At 37.6% G+C, this 21203-nt stretch carries 26 protein-coding genes; 1 reads left to right on the forward strand and 25 read right to left on the reverse strand.

All coding sequences use genetic code 11. The features are described from left to right. Positions 1-91 precede the first annotated feature (91 nt). Together D9780_RS14570 and D9780_RS21175 are read right to left on the reverse strand one after the other, a co-directional pair. A complete protein-coding gene (locus D9780_RS14570; protein WP_121640594.1) occupies positions 92-727 on the reverse strand; it encodes a hypothetical protein in 636 nt (211 codons plus the stop codon). A gap of 51 nt (positions 728-778) precedes the next feature. Beyond that, positions 779-937, reverse strand: a complete 159-nt coding sequence (locus D9780_RS21175; RefSeq protein ID WP_162985885.1) for a hypothetical protein — start codon at positions 935-937, stop codon at positions 779-781. A 213-nt stretch (positions 938-1150) separates the two neighbouring features. Here D9780_RS21175 and D9780_RS14575 point away from each other — a divergent pair, with 213 nt between their 5' ends. Continuing rightward, positions 1151-2713, forward strand: coding sequence for a right-handed parallel beta-helix repeat-containing protein (locus D9780_RS14575; RefSeq protein WP_162985886.1), 1563 nt, complete (start codon positions 1151-1153; stop codon positions 2711-2713). A gap of 46 nt (positions 2714-2759) precedes the next feature. Here D9780_RS14575 and D9780_RS14580 read toward each other — a convergent pair whose 3' ends face one another. From D9780_RS14580 to D9780_RS14685, 23 genes are all read right to left on the reverse strand, one after another. Continuing rightward, a complete protein-coding gene (locus D9780_RS14580) occupies positions 2760-3971 on the reverse strand; it encodes an N-acetylmuramoyl-L-alanine amidase family protein (RefSeq protein ID WP_121640596.1) in 1212 nt (403 codons plus the stop codon). Between the two features lie 78 nt (positions 3972-4049). Further along, positions 4050-4313: a phage holin gene (locus tag D9780_RS14585; RefSeq protein WP_121640597.1), complete on the reverse strand. Its 264-nt coding sequence runs from the start codon at positions 4311-4313 to the stop codon at positions 4050-4052. An 11-nt stretch (positions 4314-4324) separates the two neighbouring features. After that, a complete protein-coding gene (locus tag D9780_RS14590; RefSeq protein WP_121640598.1) occupies positions 4325-4606 on the reverse strand; it encodes a hypothetical protein in 282 nt (93 codons plus the stop codon). Between the two features lie 47 nt (positions 4607-4653). Further along, a complete protein-coding gene (locus D9780_RS14595; protein ID WP_121640599.1) occupies positions 4654-5067 on the reverse strand; it encodes a hypothetical protein in 414 nt (137 codons plus the stop codon). A gap of 67 nt (positions 5068-5134) precedes the next feature. Next, the gene (locus tag D9780_RS21180) at positions 5135-5299 is read right to left on the reverse strand and encodes a hypothetical protein (RefSeq protein ID WP_162985887.1); all 165 of its coding nucleotides are present in this window, start codon (positions 5297-5299) and stop codon (positions 5135-5137) included. Position 5300: 1 nt separating this feature from the next. Then, positions 5301-9596: a phage tail spike protein gene (locus tag D9780_RS14600; protein ID WP_121640600.1), complete on the reverse strand. Its 4296-nt coding sequence runs from the start codon at positions 9594-9596 to the stop codon at positions 5301-5303. Between the two features lie 2 nt (positions 9597-9598). After that, on the reverse strand, positions 9599-9931 hold the full coding sequence (locus D9780_RS14605; RefSeq protein WP_121640601.1) for a phage distal tail protein: 333 nt from the start codon (positions 9929-9931) through the stop codon (positions 9599-9601). Further along, on the reverse strand, positions 9931-10455 hold the full coding sequence (locus D9780_RS14610) for a hypothetical protein (RefSeq protein WP_121640602.1): 525 nt from the start codon (positions 10453-10455) through the stop codon (positions 9931-9933). Before D9780_RS14610 ends, D9780_RS14605 begins: the two co-directional genes overlap by 1 nt. Next, on the reverse strand, positions 10445-10939 hold the full coding sequence (locus D9780_RS14615) for a distal tail protein Dit (protein WP_240458833.1): 495 nt from the start codon (positions 10937-10939) through the stop codon (positions 10445-10447). Before D9780_RS14615 ends, D9780_RS14610 begins: the two co-directional genes overlap by 11 nt. Positions 10940-10948: 9 nt before the next feature. Beyond that, positions 10949-13489: a hypothetical protein gene (locus D9780_RS14620; protein WP_121640604.1), complete on the reverse strand. Its 2541-nt coding sequence runs from the start codon at positions 13487-13489 to the stop codon at positions 10949-10951. Positions 13490-13492: 3 nt separating this feature from the next. Beyond that, a complete protein-coding gene (locus D9780_RS14625) occupies positions 13493-13792 on the reverse strand; it encodes a hypothetical protein (protein WP_121640605.1) in 300 nt (99 codons plus the stop codon). Between the two features lie 35 nt (positions 13793-13827). Further along, the gene (locus D9780_RS14630) at positions 13828-14280 is read right to left on the reverse strand and encodes a tail assembly chaperone (RefSeq protein WP_121640606.1); all 453 of its coding nucleotides are present in this window, start codon (positions 14278-14280) and stop codon (positions 13828-13830) included. A gap of 74 nt (positions 14281-14354) precedes the next feature. Beyond that, entirely contained in the window at positions 14355-14864 is a 510-nt protein-coding gene (locus D9780_RS14635) for a phage major tail protein, TP901-1 family (RefSeq protein ID WP_121640607.1), read from the reverse strand. An 11-nt stretch (positions 14865-14875) separates the two neighbouring features. After that, the gene (locus D9780_RS14640) at positions 14876-15283 is read right to left on the reverse strand and encodes a DUF3168 domain-containing protein (RefSeq protein WP_121640608.1); all 408 of its coding nucleotides are present in this window, start codon (positions 15281-15283) and stop codon (positions 14876-14878) included. Between the two features lie 4 nt (positions 15284-15287). Continuing rightward, positions 15288-15728, reverse strand: coding sequence for an HK97-gp10 family putative phage morphogenesis protein (locus D9780_RS14645; protein WP_240458701.1), 441 nt, complete (start codon positions 15726-15728; stop codon positions 15288-15290). Further along, positions 15715-16047, reverse strand: a complete 333-nt coding sequence (locus D9780_RS14650; RefSeq protein ID WP_121640609.1) for a phage head closure protein — start codon at positions 16045-16047, stop codon at positions 15715-15717. The genes D9780_RS14645 and D9780_RS14650 overlap by 14 nt, the downstream gene beginning before the upstream one ends. Beyond that, positions 16047-16346 (reverse strand): phage head-tail connector protein, encoded by a 300-nt coding sequence (locus D9780_RS14655; protein WP_121640610.1) that lies wholly within the window; start codon positions 16344-16346, stop codon positions 16047-16049. The genes D9780_RS14650 and D9780_RS14655 overlap by 1 nt, the downstream gene beginning before the upstream one ends. Before the next feature lie 23 nt (positions 16347-16369). Next, positions 16370-16702 (reverse strand): collagen-like protein, encoded by a 333-nt coding sequence (locus D9780_RS14660; RefSeq protein WP_240458702.1) that lies wholly within the window; start codon positions 16700-16702, stop codon positions 16370-16372. A 75-nt stretch (positions 16703-16777) separates the two neighbouring features. Further along, on the reverse strand, positions 16778-17779 hold the full coding sequence (locus D9780_RS14665) for a coat protein (RefSeq protein WP_121640611.1): 1002 nt from the start codon (positions 17777-17779) through the stop codon (positions 16778-16780). Between the two features lie 16 nt (positions 17780-17795). After that, positions 17796-18428, reverse strand: coding sequence for a phage scaffolding protein (locus D9780_RS14670; protein ID WP_121640612.1), 633 nt, complete (start codon positions 18426-18428; stop codon positions 17796-17798). A gap of 135 nt (positions 18429-18563) precedes the next feature. After that, a complete protein-coding gene (locus D9780_RS14675; protein ID WP_121640613.1) occupies positions 18564-18770 on the reverse strand; it encodes an Acb2/Tad1 domain-containing protein in 207 nt (68 codons plus the stop codon). An 11-nt stretch (positions 18771-18781) separates the two neighbouring features. Beyond that, positions 18782-19804: a phage minor head protein gene (locus tag D9780_RS14680; protein WP_240458703.1), complete on the reverse strand. Its 1023-nt coding sequence runs from the start codon at positions 19802-19804 to the stop codon at positions 18782-18784. Next, entirely contained in the window at positions 19779-21200 is a 1422-nt protein-coding gene (locus D9780_RS14685) for a phage portal protein (protein WP_121640614.1), read from the reverse strand. Before D9780_RS14685 ends, D9780_RS14680 begins: the two co-directional genes overlap by 26 nt. Between the last annotated feature and the right edge of the window lie 3 nt (positions 21201-21203).

The following is a 21203-nucleotide window of genomic DNA, read 5'->3' on the forward strand; positions in this document are numbered from 1 at the left end:
AAACTGTGCAATTATATAGAAAAAACTCTAAAATGTTAGTTCTAGAGTTTTTTCCAAATTTTTTAAGCAATTTTAATAAAATAAGTTCATGTCATATCTTGACACAATTACTATCACCAGGGAATTTCTTTTCCATTTTTTTACCGCAATCATAAAAGATAGCTGCAAATGTAACAACGACCCCCGCAATGTTAGAACGAACTCCCAAACTCACAATTTTTTTTGCTGCTAATTTAAATTCTTTATCAGCAATTAAATTTGCTATTGCAGACCCGATAGCTACATACCCGTAGTGCTTCTTTATCCCCTTCTTATAGCAAGCGTTTTCTGCTTTAATAAAGGATATTTTTTCGGTCTTACCTTTCCAACCACAGGCAGCAACAGTTGGAATAGGAGATTTAACATCATTTGTATTATAAGAATTTTCAGCAAATAATTCTAAGTTATCTAAACCTTTTATTATTTCGCTTTTCTCTTCACTATCCGGTAGTGAAGACTCAAAAACATCCCTATCATAACCTAAGACATTTCCTTGTAAATCTTCTACAACAGCATCCTCTTCAAAGATTATCTTTAAAGTTTCTTCAACAATTTCTTCCTCGGTTGGTGAAGAATTATTTGATTCAGTAGCTCCAACTTTATTTACAGGATAAATACTTAATATGCTAAGTAACAAACTCACTACAACAACCACTTTTAAGTATGCGCTATCAATCACACTTTTCACATTATTCACCTCCCTCTTTTTTATAAATGTTACCATTTAAACCATTTTTTGTCAATTACTTTTTTTGTCTTTTGGTAGAAATATATAAAAGATACCGCCAGCTATTAAAGACCCTATTATACTTTCAAAAATATTAAAATCACTAATGAATGAAAAAATTAAAAACGTTGCTATAATAAAAGTAACTACCCCTAAGATACGGCGATTCATGTTAACAACCTCCTTTTTTACCTAATTATACCAATTATAAGGTTTGTGTCTACACAAAAATACCACCTCCCCGTAACTTATTTCGATGATAGTTATAGGAGGTGGTTTTGTTGTGGAAAGAATAATACCTGGACAATTAGTCCGGTTTGATAAAAATCAATAATCCTCATATAATAGAACGTGTGTTCTAAAAACAAAAGGAGTGATTTAATAGTGTTGGATAAAGAAAACAAATCTACCGTCTTAAATGTAAAACTAGAAGGAGCAAAAGGGGATGGGATCACTGATGATACTTTAGTCTTCAAACAAATTTTAGAAACTGCTCAAAATTTAGCAGCCATACAAGTTTATATACCAACTGGTAATTATCGTATAACTGAAGAGTTGGTGATCTTTAGTAATACTACAATTTTAGCAGATACTAATGCTCAAATTATACGAGATCATCCAGGTTATTTGTTAATTAATGGTTATAAAAACTCTCAATCAGAATACCCTCCCTCTAAATTCACTAGGTATAATGGTAATGGGAATATTTCAATTTATGGAGGTATATGGAACGGAAATGGTGTTAAACAAAAAAGTAAAGCTTCCATATTTCATTTCGGTCATGGATCTAACTTAAGAATAGAAAAAGCCACCTTTTTAGACGTGGCTAATTCACATCACATTGAATTTAATGCAACAAAAGATATTTATATCACAGAATGCATGTTTCTAGGACATGTCGGAGAATCTACACTAAATGAATCTATACAACTTGATTTGAGTAAAAGAGGAGTAACGATACTAGGGGAAGATGATGAAACTCCCTGCAAAAATGTATGGATTAAAAATTGCTTGTTTGCTGATAGTAAAACAGAAGGTTCAAACCATATTCCTAGAGCAATTGGTTCCCACACTGCCACCATTGGAGTTTATCACGAAAATATTAACATAGAAAACAACATCATAGAGAACTCGTTAAGCTTTGCTTTCAGAGCATATGCTTGGAAAAATGTTTCTATCACAAACAATAAACTTATCAACTGTGGAGCGGGAATAAATTGGAGAACAAATATGGTGGGTAATCCACTGGATAGTCATACTCAAGATAAAAATGGCATCCAAACAGGGAAGTCCCAAATAGTAGAAAACGGAGTTATTTCTGGTAATATTTTAGAAGGGGGTATGAACAATGGACGTGCAATTGAAATATATGGAGAAAATACGGGAAAAGCTAAAGGTATCACAATAAATGGTAATGTTATTACTTTAGTACCTTCTCACTCTATTAATGATGCTATCCTTCTCAATTACACTCAAGAAAGTACAGTGATTGGAAATAGAGTGTATGGAGCTAAAAAATCAGGTATTGCTTGCAGAAATGTATGGAGTGTAACTGTTACTGGAAATGTTATTGACTATGTTGGAGGACAAGGTATTGAAGTTTCTGGAGTGTCAGCATATTCCACAATTAGCAATAACAATATCAAAAAGACCGGAAATAATGGTATCTATGTAACAAAAGTTGATACATGCACAATTACAGGAAATACCATTGGAGGGGTAAATGGTAGAAAAGACTCTTCTCTCTATGCTCACATTAGACTCACAAATAATGTTCAGAGAGTTAGTATAACAGGGAACACATGCAGGAACCTCGGTTCAGATTATGTTGCGAACTTTGCTTTATCAATTACAAGCGGTTCAGATGTTGTTCGTGCAGGAAATAACTTTTCAGGTTTATCAACAAGCGGTGTAAAAGGTTTAAATGATGGAAGTGATCTACAGTAAAATAGTTTACTCAAGCCTACCCCAATAAAAGGAGTAGGCTTTTTAATTAATAAACGTCCGATTTACGAACCCAAGACATAATGCCACCAAGTAGCACCCGATCTGATTTAACTTGAACAACCTCATAGCTATTACCCTTAACAAAACTTGCAATCGACTCACCAGTTGCAAATTTGCTAGCTGATTTTTTGACAGTTACTTTTTGACCTGGCTTAAATGATTTTGGTTTTGGCTTTCTGTATACGGCAGTCTTAACAGATCCACCCTGTAATTTATTTAACAACGCAACGTTTTGGCTTGCTGTACCACGGTAGTTTTTAATACCATATTTTTCTGCTAGTTTTTTACGATTACCGAAACTAGCATCCATCTTATGATCATTTAAATAATCAACCACACTTGTATATTTCTTAGATGGTTTTGGTTTAGACACAGGCTTACCTTTTTTAAGTTTATTTAACAACTCAAGGTTTTGATCTGCGGTACCTTTATACCCTTTAATACCATATTGTTTGGCTAATTTTGCGCGGTTACTAAAGCTAGAATCTATCTCTTTATGGTTAAGATACTCAACAACGGAATTGCCATTGTATGAGCCTTTATTTGGGTTTGCTGGCTTGCTAGGCTTAGATGGCTTATCAGCTACGGTTGTGCCATCCAAATCCTTAAATTTAACTCCATAATAACGACAAATAGCCTTAGCATGTACTCTAGCCATATCTTTTACATATTGTTTTTGTTTAGAACCAAACACTAAATCAAAGTCCCTGTTACCAGACATGAATCCATTTTCAACCAAAACAGCAGTCATATGTGTTTCACGGCATATGTGCAGATTTGTCCAGCTATTAGGTTTAGATGCATGTAAGCCGTTGCCATGCGTAGAATAACCAGCCTTTTTAATCTCGTCAACAATAATATTAGCTAACTCTTTAGCATCATTTGCAGTATGCCAATAAAACACACAACGCCCGTTAACATCGGGGTTACCGTTGTAATTAGCATGTAAAGAATAAACTAGATCAACGCCTTTTGCGTTATAGTAATTGGTACGTGTGGTTAAACTTACGTCAGGGCTAAAAGGCTTTTGTTTCATCAACGTCTTAAATCCGTTATGCTTTAGTAGTTTGTCTAACCCTACCCCAAGCTTAGAATTAAAATCATGCTCTGCATATTCTTTTCCGTTTTTATACACTCCCTTACTAGGCGGAAATGTATTAGAACCGTGTCCAATGTCTATTGCTACTACTTTTGCCATTTAAATCTCTCCTTTTAATTTTTTGTAATATAAAAAAGGCACCCAAATGAGCGCCTTAATCAACGTTTATTCACATTATTAAGCATTGTCTCTAGGTTTTTTGTAGTGCCTAGCTTGCTTACTATCGCTTAATCCTTTGGTAGTAGGATCATTAACAATACCTAAAATAACCAACACACCAAATACAGCATTAATAAACTTGGTTGCTTCTGCATTTATTAAGTCGGCAGCAAGGGTATAACCAAACCACTCACCCACAATTTGAGCCAGTAAAATAACAGCTGACACTAGCGCAATCCAAAACGATTTTTTCTTTGCTCTTACTTTCCAGTTGATTTTCATAAAATCACTCCTTAAAATTTATCAAAAAGTAATACTGCTAACGTAACCAAAGCAAAAAGCCATCCACCCCATAGGCGAATAGCTTCTGAAAATGATTTCTTTCCCTCTGTTTTGGCTTCTATGCGATCAACTTTATCCTCGACTGTTTCTATTTTTTCTCGTAGACCATTGTACTGCTTGATAATATTTCGTGTCTCACGCATTTCGTGCCGTAAGTCTTTAAAATCACCCTGCATTGCACTTATATGCTCAAATAATTCTTTATTGGTGTACCATTGTTCTCTATCACCCATGTTTACCTCCCTGCATCAGACATAAAAAAGCACCTCGTTTGAGATGCTTAATTTTTAATTGATCCTAGTAATTCTTTAAAATAACTAGCAGTTGCTTTTTTACCATTTCCTTCTCCAATGTTAATAACCACCTTAATAAGAACAACAACGTTTAAAACAAGCGAAAGTATAGATCCCCATATTTCCAAACCTTCTAATGTTAATGAATAACCAGCAATAATAGCTAATATCAATGGAATAGCTAAAGAATATGTTTTTGTATTATCGTATCGACTCTCCATCTCAACCATTCTAGAAATACTCGTGTTAATAGTATCTTCGTCCATTTTTTTCAATAAACCCAAATTACTCTTATAATGTTCTAATGATAAATTTTCACTTTTAAATTCTTCTTTGATGAATTCTATCAGTTCATCATTTGTAGCAAGAAGTAATTTGTTTTTTAAATCTTTTTCCTTCATAAGAAATCACCCTCCTCATCTACTAATTTCGACAAGAAGGAACAATTTTCCTGCATAAAAAATACGCCTATTCAGCGTTTTCCTCATCCTGTGGTGTATTTGCCTTTAACTCATTGATCTCCTCTTGCTGTGCAGTAATTATTGCCTCATGATAGGCTTTTTCTTGTGAGAGCTGTGCTACTTGATTACTTAATGCATTCACTACATATTGCAAATTAACTTCTTGTTCCATTTTAGGATTCTCCTTTTATAATTTTTTCTAGTTCATCAATGCGTTGCTGTTGATATTTTAGCGCACCAGCAATAACGTTTATATAGTTGTCTTGTACTAAAGCATCACCTTGCTCATCTAATATTTCTTTTGGGCTTTCTTCTGCTATAGGACCATAGCTTTTTCTACATCTAGAGCTTTGTTTATCATCATTTTTATAGTGATATGATTTAATTTTTATTTGATCGAAAATGTTTTGCGCCATTTCTGGTGCAAAATCATTAATATTTTCTTTCATATCTCTTGTGGATAGCTTTATTGTATCTTTGCAATGAAGGTAATTTGTATATACTCTCCATAGTCTCCTAGATTTTATACCTACATAGCCCCCTGCACTCCTGTTACTATAAATACGTGGGTGCCAATCTCCATCACTATCTTTATAATCGTTAAACTCCCAGTAGTTACTAGAAGGTCCTTGATTAAAAGCAAACCTATGATTATCCGCCCAAAAAAATAAAGTATCACCTGCATAAAAAGAAACAGGAACGTGATTTTGTTGAGAACCTATAATAAAATGATCATTTACATTCATACCTATACTAGCAACTTTTTTTCCACCAAAAAATCTTATAGTTGCAGGATCAGACTGGCCTTTTCCAGCTATATCACGTACACCAATGTGTATGCGTACATTACCTTTACTATCGACTGACTCAAATCCTTTATCGTCTATTTGGATAGCCTGTGTACCATTTTTAACACGTATTAGCACCTTGTTCGCATCTATGATACCCGATTTAATTTTATCGGCAGTAACACTAGAGATCATTGCATTGGTTACTTTTACGTTAGCTATCTTAGCAAAATCTATTTTGGCATTACTTGCAATAAGGTCATTGGTAATTACGCCATCCTTAATATAAACTTTCCCATTTCTAACAACTAAATCACCATCGATGGAAACGCGTTGCGCATTAATTTTAATCTGTTCGGGGGATTGATTAATACTGGATACAACGCCATTCTTGCTTACTTTTGACTCAATACGGTCAGCGTGTTGTTTAATAGTTGATTCAGCTGTACTAACACGCATGGTCATGTTATCCATGTCTGCGTTGTAAGTCTTTTCTGTCACCCTTGAAGCTATTTGGGTAGCTTGTTGATCGAATGTAGAGTTAGCTTCTTTTTTGAATGTAGAATAATCGGTTTCTAATGAGTTAACATCTTGTTTTATCCCTTTAGCCGTTTGTTCAATTTCCGATGCGTAGTGTTCAACGGATTCGATTTTTTTATCGGTGTCCTCGGGAGCGTAAGACCACCCAGTCACCTCATCGCTTTTTTCTAGCTTGGCATCATCACTCATACCAAGTGATATTCTTATATATCTCGCATTTTGGATATTGATGACCATAGGCTCATATTCATTTTGCGCATGACCTTTTATAAACTGTTTATTTTCATCATACAGACAATACTTAACCCAACTTGAGCCTCGTCTTGTAGATAAGGCATAACTGCTATTTGGTTGCACCTTTACAAAATCTGATGCTTTATGCGCTTTTGCTTCTCTTATCTCTCCAGTGTTTTCATTCAAATACTTATAATCGGTGAAAACCCTTTTAGGTACTATGTTTAAGCCTTTAAACTCTATACCATTTATCTTAGCTTCAATATCCTCAGGTGCTGGCGTCCAATCGGTGGCTTTATTGCCTTTTTGTAATTGAAAATCTGATAAATAATAAATATGGTCACTATTTAAACCGTAAATATGAAGTAATTCATAACTTGACTGATCCCTTGTTGTAAAGGTACCTGATACCCTTTTCGGAGTGCTATCTACAGTGAAATAAGTCCTTTCTCCGTAACCACTCCCATCCCAATGCCGCATATTGGTTTCGGTTGTACTTCCGTCAACATAAGCTGTAAAGCTCCACGTATAAGTAGTGTTCGGATCAACAGGTATTCTGTTCAATCTAAAAGTCGCATAATTGGAATACCTTATCCATTTTTTATTGTTTATATCTACAATGGACGTTCGACTTCTATCTTCACTATAAATTCTATTAAGACTATAATCATTACCTCCAAGCTCTCTTGCAAGATTCCTTCCACCAACTTCAATCTTACCCAGCTCGCCCTGCACATAAGTAGCATCGACCTTACTTCTAATACTTTCGGCATTCTGTTCAATACTCGACTTATTTGCCTTAATATCGTTAATAATGCCTTCTTTGTCCGTTCTATATTCGTCACTTGACACCTTGGAAGCAATCGATTCAGCGTTTTGTTCAATGCTGGATTTATTTTCGTTAATGGAAGTTTGTAAACTGTCTTTATCCTGTTCATACTGCTTATTAGAAACTTTGCTTTTAATATCTGTTTCCGTTTGGCTAATACGAGATTCATGACTTTCCAAGTCTCTAATAATGCCCGATTTATCCGTTTCGTAGGTAGTCTTGGAAACAACATTATCAAACTTATTATTTAGTTGCTCTATAGTATACACATCATTTTTATTTGCTTTATGGACAAGCCTACCATCAACCCATTCTGCATCTACTTTATCAGCCAAATCCGTAACCAATTGACCGACTTGTTCTTGATAATCTGCTATAGAAATGGCGCCAATATCTGCTGCATTTTTAGGTGCTAATGGCTTCCATGATTCGCTTTCTTTATCCCAATGATAGAGGATATTAGGGTTTTCACTTGTGTTTAACCAATACTTATATTTACTTGGACTAGGAGACGCTTCCCCTTTGTATATCCCGTATTCAATAAAATCGGGAACAATATCCTCTATATCTGGTAAGTCTAATTGTACCGTTGAAGCACTAACCTGCTCTGAATACTCACTTGCTGTGCCATGCGTGTTAATGGCTCTTACTCGGAAATACCATTTTTCATCTGTATCAGCATCAAAGTTATAGCCACCTACTTTCCCACGGAAAACAAGGTTTGTAGGATCGGGAGCAAATCCATTGGTTTGACTAGCAAACACCTCATATGCAGCTATGGCGTAAGTAGATTCAAATGTCCATGACAGCATAATCTTTTTAAACAAGCCCTCAGCTCTTACGTTTTTAGGAACATCAGGTTTTACATCTGGAAACTTGTCATCCGTAATAGGGCCACCGCCAGCATCCCAGTTGCCTTCTTTATCCTTAACTTTATCTATCACCCAATCAATATCACTATCATCCGGATCTAAGTCTAAGATGTTACCTAAAACAAGACTACCGTCCTCAGGATTGCCAATATCGTACTTCCAGGACATAATACGTGCTTCTATCAATATCATGGGATTAATATCTTTGTCTCTAGCAATGCCTGTATCACCAAGAAACACCTGTTCATGCTCGTAGCCAGCAATCCCATAAAATGTGATAATATCCATTTCATATTGCGCCTTGGGTTCCTTCTCAGATTGCACAGCCTGCCATGTTTTAGCGAGTAGCTTTTCTGGATCTTCTTCCTCGTTGTCCTCAAACAAACCGAAACGGTGCATCATTTTGCCTGTTTCGTGGTTAGGTATGCCATGACTTTCTAACGCTTCTGGATCTCCTACCCATTCCTGCCCTTTTGGCTTATCTACTGGATCACCTTTTTTCTTAGACCATACAACATCACGAAAAGTTATTTTTCTTGTATAGCCTTCATTTTCTGTTTGTAACGACTTGCCCTTTCCATAGAGAGCTGTTTTCGGATAGTAAAGCACCGTCCTTGTGATATTTTTAATATCCTTATCAATCTCAAACCTTTTCCCCGTATCTGATCCCTTACGATGGACAATATCAACATATCTACCAGCAATCTTATTGCCTTTAATCTCGACACGATCAACGACTTCTCCGCCCCAAATATCGGTAAGTTCTCCCAAACATTCATAGGCGTTTTTAAAGTAGAAACTAGTGGAGTTTATACCAAGATCAGCCACATTACCAACTTGCCAGCGTGCATTTTCCAAAATCAGACCTAAAACATATGCAGCATCTTTATCCTGTGGTCTACGTTCCTCTACCATGACATCAGCTAACTCCTGTATACCCGGCATACAATTAACAATCTTTTCAGTAGCTTCGCCGTCTCTGTCGTCTACTTCTCTAATCGTAAACAGGCGGTAATCTCCTTTTAAATCTCGAAAAGCCACTTGATTACCACCAACTAAATACTCAGCATCGCTATCAGATCCAGGGTAATTTATTAAAAAAGAGACAGGCATTTCTACCGTCTCCTCGAAATCAGCTTTTATATAGTTGTCAGTGATTGCTAGCAAGTTATCGTATTTGTCAAAGATATATAATTTTTCTTTCACTCCTACAACCACCTTTCCGTATATTCAACCTCTAATTGCATTGTTGGCACCGTCTTAATCTCGTTATATCCCGGCTCCAATTTAAAAAAATCTGCATAACGCAGATCGACTGTTTCCATTTGCAAACGTCCATTAATAAATACTTTACGCTTGTCAAAGTCTATTTTTACCACATCGTTTTTCTTAAAGTTATAATGTATTCGCAATATCTCATCTCTGCAACTAAGCTGCATATAAGGTATTTCATTTTTTATAACAGCCGTAATATAAGGTGCTGTATCAGCTGTACCTTTGACAATAACCTCATTCGTTTGAGCCATTTCAATCCAACGCATTAAGCTTCACCTTCTGGTGGGGTTTCGGGTTCTTTCAGTAGATTTTCTAACGCTGTAAGACGTTCACCGTATTGGTTTAATTGGGTTTGCATTGCTTCGATGGCGCTTTTGTTTTCCTGTGCTTTGTTTTTCACCTCGTCCAGACCACTCTGAATAACATCTAAAGTTTGGTTAATAGTTGCAATGTCCTTATTAATTTCACTAATGTTGCTTTCGATTGCGTTGATTCTGTTATTATTACTAGCAATCTCACTTTTGTTAGTAGCCACATTTTTATTTGTCGTATTTAAAGACCCTTGTAACGATGTAACATCTTTTTTAGTATTATCTAAGCTTGATCGCAAGTTAGAAACGTCCTGCTTAGTCTTATCCAAATTAGATTGCAAAGAAGCCGTTTTATCCTGTAACTGTTTTGTGGCTGCGTCTATCTTATCTGCATTTTGTGCAAAGTTAGCAATAGAAACGTCTATCTTGTCCGTTATTTCTGGCTTTACTAGTTTTAAGTTTGGTGTATTAAGTGCCAATTAAATCACCCCATGTTTGTCCTGCGTATTCTTCCCAGGTATATTTTTTTAAAGCGATTGTTTTATACGTTTGACCGTATTTGTAGGGGGCCGATCGAAAGAATGTAATCGTAACGATATGAGTTCCCTCTACTTCAATACCTTCGCTTACGTCCTCCATCTCTCCATAATATGTTTTATTCGGCTCATCAGAAAAAACAATTGGAGCTTCCTCGTCTGTATCTAAAATGCCGTTCAATTCATCTATAGCAATACGTAATTCGTCACTAGAGTTTAATCTGAGCATAGCCTTCACTTTTAAAGGTACACCGGGTTTTCGTTTACCCTGTCTATAAGAGCCGTTTCTTCCAGGAACTATTTTCGAACGTATCTCGTTAGGGGAAAGCGAGCGTCCTGTTACTTCTAGTACATAAAAATAATCCGGCAAATCGTTTCCGTTAAATCGCATACGGAATAAGTTTCCCATGTACTCTTGATAACTCATTTTAAACAATTAGACTCTTCCCCCTTTATAACTTCTATAGTTTGCTCTTTTTTGGCCATCTGAAACAAATTTTAGTACCCCTTTGGATTCGTAGCCATCGATATTGAGTACAGCATATTGTTCACGTTGATCAGGTAGCTCGAAATCATTCATTTCTGCACTAAATGCATGCTCAATTGCTTTTGATCCACCGCTAATTGACGTATCAATTGTTGCTGTCCCTCCTATATCAGCCATTGTAATATCAGGCTTAAAGGCGTTTCTTGCTACTCCAGCTAGGTTCGTCATAGAAGTTGTTAAAGGTCTTTTCGCTTTATCGATTGATTTACCGATAGGACCTGCAAAATCCATTTTGTGTATGTCGGATAGCGGACCTTCCTTTGCTGGACTGAATGGCCATAAATCACGAACAGCACCTACAATATCCTCTACCTTACCTACTATTTTATCCTTCATGTTCATAATTCCATCAATGGCGCTTTGAATAATCGCTTTACCACTTTGATAGAGATCTAACCCCTCGAAAAAGCCTTTAATTTTATCGCCTATTTCTTTTATTTTTCCCCAGACTTTATTCCATGTTTTAACCGTCCAGTTCTTTATTTTATCCCAGTTAGCTATAACGACTGCGGCTACTCCAACAATCGCTCCAATAACCCAACCGACCGGTCCCATGGCAATAAACCATGACGCTGCAACTTTTGCCGCATGAACCATTGACTTAGCTGCAAGCAATGCGTATTTAGCAATCATTTTAGCTACACTCTTTGCCATAGATGCCGCCGCTTTGGCTGCTGCTTTAACCATTGTTACCGTAAAAGACAAGGCTACTCTTGCAGCGTTTGCTGCCGCCCTTGCTGATAATACAGCCAAACGAGCAATAACTTTTGCGATTTGAGCTGCAGTTCGGGCTGCCCATGTTACGGCCGCCCTTACCATGGTAACGGTAAAAGATGCTGCTACTCTTGCAGCATTTGCGGCTGATCTAGCTGCTAATACAGCATATCGAGCAATAACTCTAGCAATGTAAACCGATTTTTGAGCAGCCCATCTAGCAGCACCTGCTATCATTCTTCCAAAAGAAGCAAGCACGCTTGCTGCTGTGGTCATAACACGTGTTCCAAATAAGTACATACGAGTACCGAGCATTTTCAATCCCGTCAGCATTGTTAATTTAAAAATGTTAAACAAAGGCAGTATCTTACCAACTGCAGTAGCTATTATGGTTGGAAATCCTGCGAATGCTGTGCGTACGGCAACCAACGGAGGGAGAATCATCATAAACGCTCCCATCAACATTGTTCCTAAAGCTATTATTTTTCCTAACAAAGGATGTGCTTCCATCATGCTACTTGTCCATGCAAAGAAACTATTGACCAGTTCTAAAACTTTCGCTCCAATAGGAGCTATGGCAATACCTAAATTAACAAGAAAAGAAGTGATATTTCCGATTAAGGAAATTACTGTTGGTGCATTCTCTCGAATATATCCAATAAACTTCTGAAACTGCTGATTTTCGGATAAAGTTTGCCCCCACTCTTTAAAGCGAGCTGTTAGACTTTGTAATCCTGTCATCATATCAGCTGCAAGTGGTCCAAATGCAGTAAACATTCCAACAAGTCCTAGGGTTATATTTTGAATAATAGCCCATACTTTTGGTCCGTTTGTCTGCAGATAAGAAATAAATGTTTGCAACCCTTTAGAATTCTTCACTCGGTCTGTAAATTCAGCAAAGGAATCACCCATATTTTTAAAACCCTGAGCCATAAAATCGGTTAATGGGCCAAAAGCTACCGTTAGATTCATGAATCCCTCAATGAGTCCACCAACACCAGACATGATTTTATCAAGAATGGGTCCTGCATTTTTATTCAAGTAACCGAAAAACTGTTTCGCTGTCTTGGTTTTCATGAACTTGTTAAAATCCTTTGCTAGATCAGCTACCGTTTTGGCAACACTTTTGAACATAGGGTTTAACGATTTTAAGGCTGATTGAATTCCAATCATCGCATCAGCAAAAGCGTTTGCCACTTCAGGAGCTATAGCTTTCTGCACACCTTCCCAAGTGCTTTTAAGAGATTGTAAAGCTTTTTTAGCTCTGTTATTTTCTGCAGTACTCTTTGCCGTACCGTCAATAATGGATTTTATGGTAGGCATTGCTGCAGCACCAAAAGCTACCGTTGCCCCTCCAGCAATTCCAAATGCGGCTGCCAAAGCTACGGTATTACTTCCTGCAACTGCGAGCAAAGGCCCTAGTGTGCCAAGTAATCCTACTGCAGATGCTAATATAGGAACGAGGGAAGGACTTGCAAATAATAGTCCGCCTTGCCCCATATTAGCCACAACCGTACCAAACGCTCTTATGGAATTAGCTAGCCTTGCTAAGCGATTCTGGAAAAGGTTAATTCTTTTTTCTGCTGTTTTGGTAACTACTTTAACCGTGGTAACAGTATTATTAGGAATGCTACGGATTGTCTTTTTAACACTTGCCATTTTCTTTTTAAATCTAGCTATTTTTGCTCCAACAATGGCATTTAAGCGCTCGTTCAAGGGTTAACCTCCTTTCGGTATGAAGTTGGGCTTAAACCCTTTAAATTTCTTATTCAAGTCAATCATTCTTTCAACATTTTTATCTGAACCATTAATACCTAATTCAAGATTACGTCTAGCCTGTTTTGCGTTGAATATTTTACGTTCGCTTGCACGTTTGGCATTTTGTGCATATCGATTAGCCATAGCTGTTTTTGCCATAAGCTCATACTCGTCAATTTTACGGTATAGTGCCCCTAATCGTAACGCTTCATATTCCCAAGGCTCCCAAGACATGATAAGGTCTACATCAAATACCCCCATTTCATGGGCAGCCTCTTGAATCACTGTACGATAATCTAAGCCGTTAACTGTTTCCGGTTGTTTTTCGCTTCTTCGATGATCTCGTCTATCGCTTTTTTCTCTTTCTCGTCCTCTGCAAAGCCTTTCATCATCTCTAAGTTCTTCCAGTATTTCTTGACTTTTTTTCTGAAAAAACCCGAGTTATCCAACTTTTGAAAGGCCTCTTTAAACAATTGCTCAGCGTCCCCGTGTTCTTCCATATGCGCTAGAATTGCGTTTTCGATTGATTCTAGCGATGGTTTTTCACTTTTTAAATGGGAAAGTGCACAATCCCAAAACGCAGCTAGATAAAGCGTATCGTATTCTAGTAGATTGCTATAGATATTAATAAGTCCCCCTTGTTTATTTCCTTGAGAATCAGGTTCGTTATATTTTTCGTTCGCAACTCTCTCAAATTTGAAATCTGTTCTTGCTTCAAGTTGTTTATTTCCGATAGTCAACGTTGCCATATAAGTTTCCTCCTTTGTTTTACTTAACCTTTAACGTTTTTCCTATTTCTGCATCCCCGATAGGCCGGGGATTATTAGGGAGTAGGTTCCTTTACCCCCGTTTCACCGGGTTGCTCAAATTCTGTCACATTTGATTTTTGAGTAGCCCCTTCTGGTAATTCCGACAGCACACCTTCTGCTGATTCCCCCTCTACTTGCAAGGTAGCACTTAATTCAATAAAGTTATCTCCTGGACTTGCTTTCTCAACAGATTCAACTAAACAGTAAGCAAATGTAGCATCATACGCCCCTTCTGTATTGGGAATTAAGTCTACTTCCCAAACTTTTAATCGTTTCTTTTTCTTAATGGCTTGCATTACAGCCATTTGCCCTGGATCGTTTTTCTCACCGTAACAAGTTAACTCAAAAGATTCGCTGTTCTGCCCGTAAGCTAAAATACGTCCCATTTTGGATTGTTCATCTACTAACTCATTTTCAATGGAATAGGTGCCTTCTGTTTGTTCGGCCACAACAAGCGCATCTGATCCGACGGTAGCATCTTCTGGTTGCACCAAAAGAATAGTATCCTTACCACTTTGTAGCATGTTATTACCTCCTATTTTCCAATATAAAAGCGAACGTTTAAGACTCCTTGATATGGAAATCCAACGTCCGCTGGTGGTATTACTTTCATATTTGGTTCAATGTTAAATTTAATAACCTGAAAACCTTCCACAATCCAAGATTCTTTTGTCATAGCCTTAATCATCAGGTTTAATATTTCCATTACTTCACGTTTCCCTGGATTCATACTATAGCAATGCAATGCCCAAGGAATATTCTCGCTATAAGATGTTTTCGTCTCAAAAGGAGACATATTTGGTTCTCCAATGGTCATATAAGGAAAAGGCGTTTCTTTGGTTACATAATCATAAACGCCTGTTACTTTTTTATTTAAAGCTATATCATTGGCCAATCGTTTATAGATTGCTTGCTGTAATGGCCAAAGGGCTGTTTGAATCAAACGATCACGCCCCTAACTTATTTAATTCACGTTCAAAGTGTTTACTGCCTAATTCTATGGCCGGAGTCCAATAAGGTTGAGCTTTCATCCCTTTTGTATATACATAGCGCCCTAACTTTTCTGACCAATATACCCAAGGTGTTTTACGGCCATTTCCTTCAAGTGCATAAATACCGGTGCCGTATTCCACATAAATGCCATATTCAGCACCGACAATAATTTCAGCAGATAAACCACGGTTAAAGTATCTTATTTCAATCGACTGTTTTAAATTACCGTCATCAACCGGCGCTAGTGCTTGTGCTTGACTTTGAATAAGTTCAGCAGTTTCAACAACCACCCTTTTAACAGCGTTAATAAATTTCTCTTCAAAGCGATCTACAGCTCGTTCAAACTGTTTTAATCCTCCCATTTCGATGCCAATAGCAATATCACGCTTGGCCATCTGTAACCAACCTTAAATCCACTCGCATAATTTCATGTTGTCCGCCTTGGTCTAGTGGCTTTCCTGCAATTTCGTATGTGTCTCCTTCGCACGAAACACGCATAGTCGTTTTAATGTCTGTACGATGGGCATAGTACAAATGGCGGTCAAATGGATGTTGCGCCTGCTGCGCTCGGTATAATTCTTCGGATTTTGGCGTGTCTAAAAAGCCATAATCCGTATCATACGTTTCCCAGCCACCTGGAATATATCCGCCACCTCCATCTGATTGCGGTTCTTTTTCTACCAGAAACGTAACCTCGTGCGGGAATTCTTCCATCAAAACACCAGCTTTCTATAAGGCTTTAAAGATTTAAGTAACTTTTCAGGGAGATCTGTATCATAGGAATAAGATACAGACCCCATAGAACGACCAGTTAACCCCTTCGTATTTAATTTGTGCTTAATGGACTCAGCTATAAATATTTTTACCCCTGCTGGCGGCTTGTCATAATCAAACGTGTTATTACAGTATTCCTCAGCACGTTCTATAAGCATCGGCACCATTGTTTCCATATACTTGCCGTGCTTTTCCTTATTAATCTCGCCCATCATTGCAATTTCGTCTACTAGATCCATTTCATACACCTACCCTTTAAGCGCTATGATTGAGTTGGCCAAGGGATTTCCTTCGTGCTGCCATCAGATAGGGTGAAAGTAATATTTGTTCCGTCTGATGTGATATCAGTGATGCTAACGCCATCGTCTCCTTTATCCCCGTCATTTCCTGGATCCCCTTTTGCCCCTTTTAGAGAAGCTAACCACTCTTGCTCCGTTCCTTTGAAACCATTGTCTACAGCAATTTGATAAGCTGATTTCCCTGCATCACCTTTTCCTCCAGGAGAACCAGCAACATCGATTAAATCGTGAAAGTTCTGTTCTGTTGGAATAGCACCAGTCACAAATACATTTTTTAATTCTTCTTTTGTAGCCACCTGTAAAACCTCCTTTGTTATTACCCAATTTCAAGGGTGTCTCCAATCTTGGCGCCCCCTATTCCAAGGGGTTCATTAGGGAGTTGAATTTTCTGCCGTCTCTGCTGGAATGGTTTTAAATTTGAACTTTACAATTCGAATAGCTTTCGGGTCATAAACACGTGTCCAGTTCGTTCCTGTAGCTAATTCTGAATTAGTAGGGAATTCCTCTGCAACGCTTTGTTCCGTCCATTTAACACCTCTAGGATGCAACAATTGAATACGGCGATTGATAAGGTAATCCTCTCCAGAAGATGACATTTTATTTCTGTCAATTTCTGTCGGGATGATATTCGGGTGTGAACCATTGCCTTGTGCAATCGCCCCACTGCCAAAAAGATACATAGAACTATCTTTATTGGAAGTATCGTAAGGCATTCCATCATCAACAATAACTCGCTTATTCATGAAATAAGGAATACGGTCAGATTGCTCAGATTCTTTCACGTACTCAATTAGGTCTCTTTTAGCCAAATAGGCTTCAACAGCCGAATGCATCATGACACCTGTTAAGAGGTCTTTTGCATCTCCCATTAATTGCCCTGCATCGATAAAGCTATCACCATCTAACAATGCATCTGTGCCTTTCTCTCCTGTTATGTCTAATACTTTGGTTTTCATGTTAGAAGCCTTAAAAATACCTTCTAAAGTCGCAAGTAGCATTGCTTGGTCTTGTCGGTTCCAATAATTTGATACCAAGTCAGCAATAGCACCCATTGGATCATCACCAGATAATAGGGCAGATAATCCGTTAGCACCCCAAGCACGAGCCCGTCCTTGTTTACGTGCAACATCTTTGCTTGATGTAATTTTACCCGGTGTTAGATCTCCCTCGTTTTTAATAATTTCAGAATCACCCGTTAGATCATTCCAAAATGGCATATTAATTATGGTGTTTGGACCACTTGCCAAATTATTAAATTCAGGGTCGTTTGCTACAATCCCACTTTGAATAAGTGCGGACTTTTCAGTACTTCTATGAATAACGTAATCTGTAAATACTTCTGGTTGAATTACGTCTGCAATACGTGTAGTCATCTATATCATTCTCCTTTTATTTTCCGGCTTGCGCCTTTAATTGTTTGTATAGTTCAGGATTTTCTCTGAACAATTTTCCTTGTTCTGTTAAATTAAAATGTTCTTTACTAAATGGGTTTTTCTGTGGTGCAGAATTATTTGGATTCCCTGGATGCGGTTGTCTACCCTGCAAACCAGCTGGCTCTTCTTCGCCAAATAAATAACCGTCACTTTCTTTAAGTGCGGTTAGTTGTTCTTCTAAACCTAAGAGTTTATCTCCATCCAGCTTGATAGCCTCTGTGTTTAATAGAGCTTTAACTGCTTTAGGATTACGTGCCTTTTGAGCTGCAAGAGTCTTTTCAAGAGCAAAATCAAAAGACTGCTGCTGAATTTTAGCTTCATAATCTTCTTTAATTTTTTTATTGTCTTCTTGAAGTTGTTGGATTTGGTTCTGTAAATCCTCATTACCAGTTGCTTTAGTTTTCAAGTCCTCTAGTTGCGTATCTCGATCTTTTAATTGGTTCTTTAAGTCCTTTAATGACGTGTTAACATCATCGAACTTCTGCTTCGGAATCCATTGACCATCCGAAACAATCGCAATCTTGTTATCACCTGCTTTTTCCATGACCTGGTTATACAGTTCTTCTCCTAGCAATTCTTTTAAATCCATCTACATCAGTCTCCTTATTCATGTTTTTCTACGTGTTCACCTCACGCCTAAGGTTGCGCTTAGTTTTACCCCAAGCCTTTAAAATGGGCATAATAAAAAGCCCTGTTTATATCGTCTGTTGGCTAAAGACGAGTGTTATTCATTACGTGCAATTGAAGCATTAGCCCACATAACTGATGTTTCCAGATTAGTTAATGCGACTGATTTTTCACGACTGTTGGGGCAAACTTCGTCAATCAAATAAGCTAATTCCTTCGCTTTTTCCCTAATAGCTGTGTATTTTTCAACTTGACTTTCTTTCGGTGCATGATACCTAAAGTTGTTTTCAATTTGTTCATTCATTTTCATTCCTCCTATGCAGCTAATTTTTTATACCACTCGTCGTAAGAAGTGAAAGGAATCGTCGTTGACGGTGGCTGTACCTCTTCCTGTGCACGTTTAAGAGCTTGTTTATAGGTCAAGCTTTCATCAGCCATAAACTGCTCCATTCGTTCTGCCAGTTTCTCTTGGTATTTCGGATCCATGTAATCTCTGCCTCTGCGATACTCAGGAAACATGCCATTCACCTTGCGTAACTTAATACATCTACAGTTAATATCCATATGCGGTACACCCCAATGATGGGGTCCTTTTGCCTTCATGCCTTTGTAGTGGAAATAACCTTCTGCATCGGTTTCTTTGCCGTCTAATTGCCTGTGAGACTTTCTTACTCGTAAATCCAATGCAGACAGCCATACACCAGTTATTTGGACGTATTTTGAAGCCCTTTCCTCGGACTTTTCAGCAGCAATACTTCTAGCTCTACCAGCTTCTGTTCTGACCACTGTACGGGCTTTATTTCGCCCAAAGTAAACGGATTTTTGAAGGCGTCTTGCTATTACCGCATACCCTTCACCTGCTTGTATTCCTTGAGCAATTTCAATATTAATTCTCCTAATGATCTGGTTTCGGTGTTCTTCAAAAATAGACGGCAAAGTTAGCTTGGAAATAGGGTTTTTCAATATTTCTCGTATTACTTCCATGGTTGGAAGCGTGACACGCATAGAATAGCCTGTACTCATTTCATACAGGTACATATGCCTTAAATAGCCTTCAAGATAAATATTCTCAGTGGACTGTTGCAGCATCTTAACGATTTCCTTATATCCGTCATTTAACACTTTGTTAATACGGTTCAACTCTTTAGTAAGCCTGCTGTATTTATTAACGTCTGTCCAGGATATTTCGCCATCGCCATTACCGTATTTCTCGTACATGGCAGATAGTTGATTAAGAATAACACGTAACCGCCTATTAAAAACTTCCTCAATGTCTGATTCAGTTTGCTGAGCCAGTTTGTCCAGATATTCCTCAATCTCCAGTTGGTTCATTGTCATCCTCACCACCCAAAGGCTCTAACTCATGCCCCTGCTTTTCTTCTTCAAGTTCTAACCTTTCCAACTCGGCCTGAACATCGGTAACAAACGGGTGATTGGCCAACGCTGTTTCCTTACTAACAATACCCATAGAACTATTTGCATTGTTGATTTCCTCTGTCCTATTGGTAATCATTGTTTTATTAAAAGTAAAAGAGTAATTTTTGTAATCCGTTTGGATGTTCTTTGCAATACTTAGATACTCACAAATAAACCACGTTAGCTTTTTGAGCGCCTTACTAAATTTACGCTCCATGACATTAGCTTTCATGTCCAGAAACGAGTACAGGAATTGCAGTGCAACCCCAGAAGGATTATTACCAAATTTGTCCGTTGAAACATTAACGCCTTGGCCAGCTTGATAAATCAAATCTGTAATTCTATCCAGCATACTGTCAGTTGCTGTTATTGGTACGTCTCCCTGCTTAATGTCTACACCTGATCCTGCTTCTCCGTCTGTTTTAACAGTTCTGTACCGTTTTAGATTAGTAATGAACTCATCTAATTCAGTGCCGTCATATCCCTTTAAAACATATAAAAACTTTTGAACATCCTCGATCGTATTCGATGTGCTAGAAAGTATCTTTTCAAAGACATCTATCAACCGTTTATAAAAAATCAAATCGCTTACGGCTTCCTCGTTATTCTTGAATTCAATAAACGGAACTGATCCCCATCCATAACCTTTAGCACCATAATAAAAATGAGATTGTGGATTCAGTTCATAATTAACATCCAGCACAATCCCTTCTTCTGATTCCTCGTAAAAAGTCACTTGCTGATCATCCCACAGCTCTATTTTTCTAGTGCCGTCATCTAAATCATAGTAACGAATGCCTGCAATTAAGTTCTTTCGCTTTGTGTTATCAAAAATGGGAATGAATTCTTGCGCTGGTACAATAATATAATCAAATTCACCATGTTCATCTACATATACGTGAAGCCACTCTCTGCCTTTATTAGAAGCATGCTTCACCAACTCTGGTAACGTGTCGTTAAAATCATCATCTAAGATTTCATTGATCAAATCTAAAACAGAATCATTATCCTCTCTGCTGTTAATCGTGATTGGTTTCCCGGCTAAATAAGATATTTTTTGATCAACTAACGTCTTATGCCAATTTGTCGGAAGCTTATTGTTTGTCGCATCAGGATCCACAACTTTTACATCATTTTCATACTTATAGATTTGACGGTTAATGATATCTGATTCGTTGAAGTAATAGCGCACCCCCTCAAGCATTTTGGAAGTATCATGGTTATCAATATAGTCTTTTATGATATCCGTTACTTTTGGCGAATTACTTTTAATAACTTGAATAAGCTCTTCTGTATGTGTTGGAGTAGTCGGGTACATTTT

Origin of the sequence: Virgibacillus sp. Bac330 (assembly GCF_003667845.1) — a bacterium.
In the GTDB taxonomy this organism is placed as follows: Bacteria; Bacillota; Bacilli; order Bacillales; family Amphibacillaceae; genus Virgibacillus; species Virgibacillus chiguensis.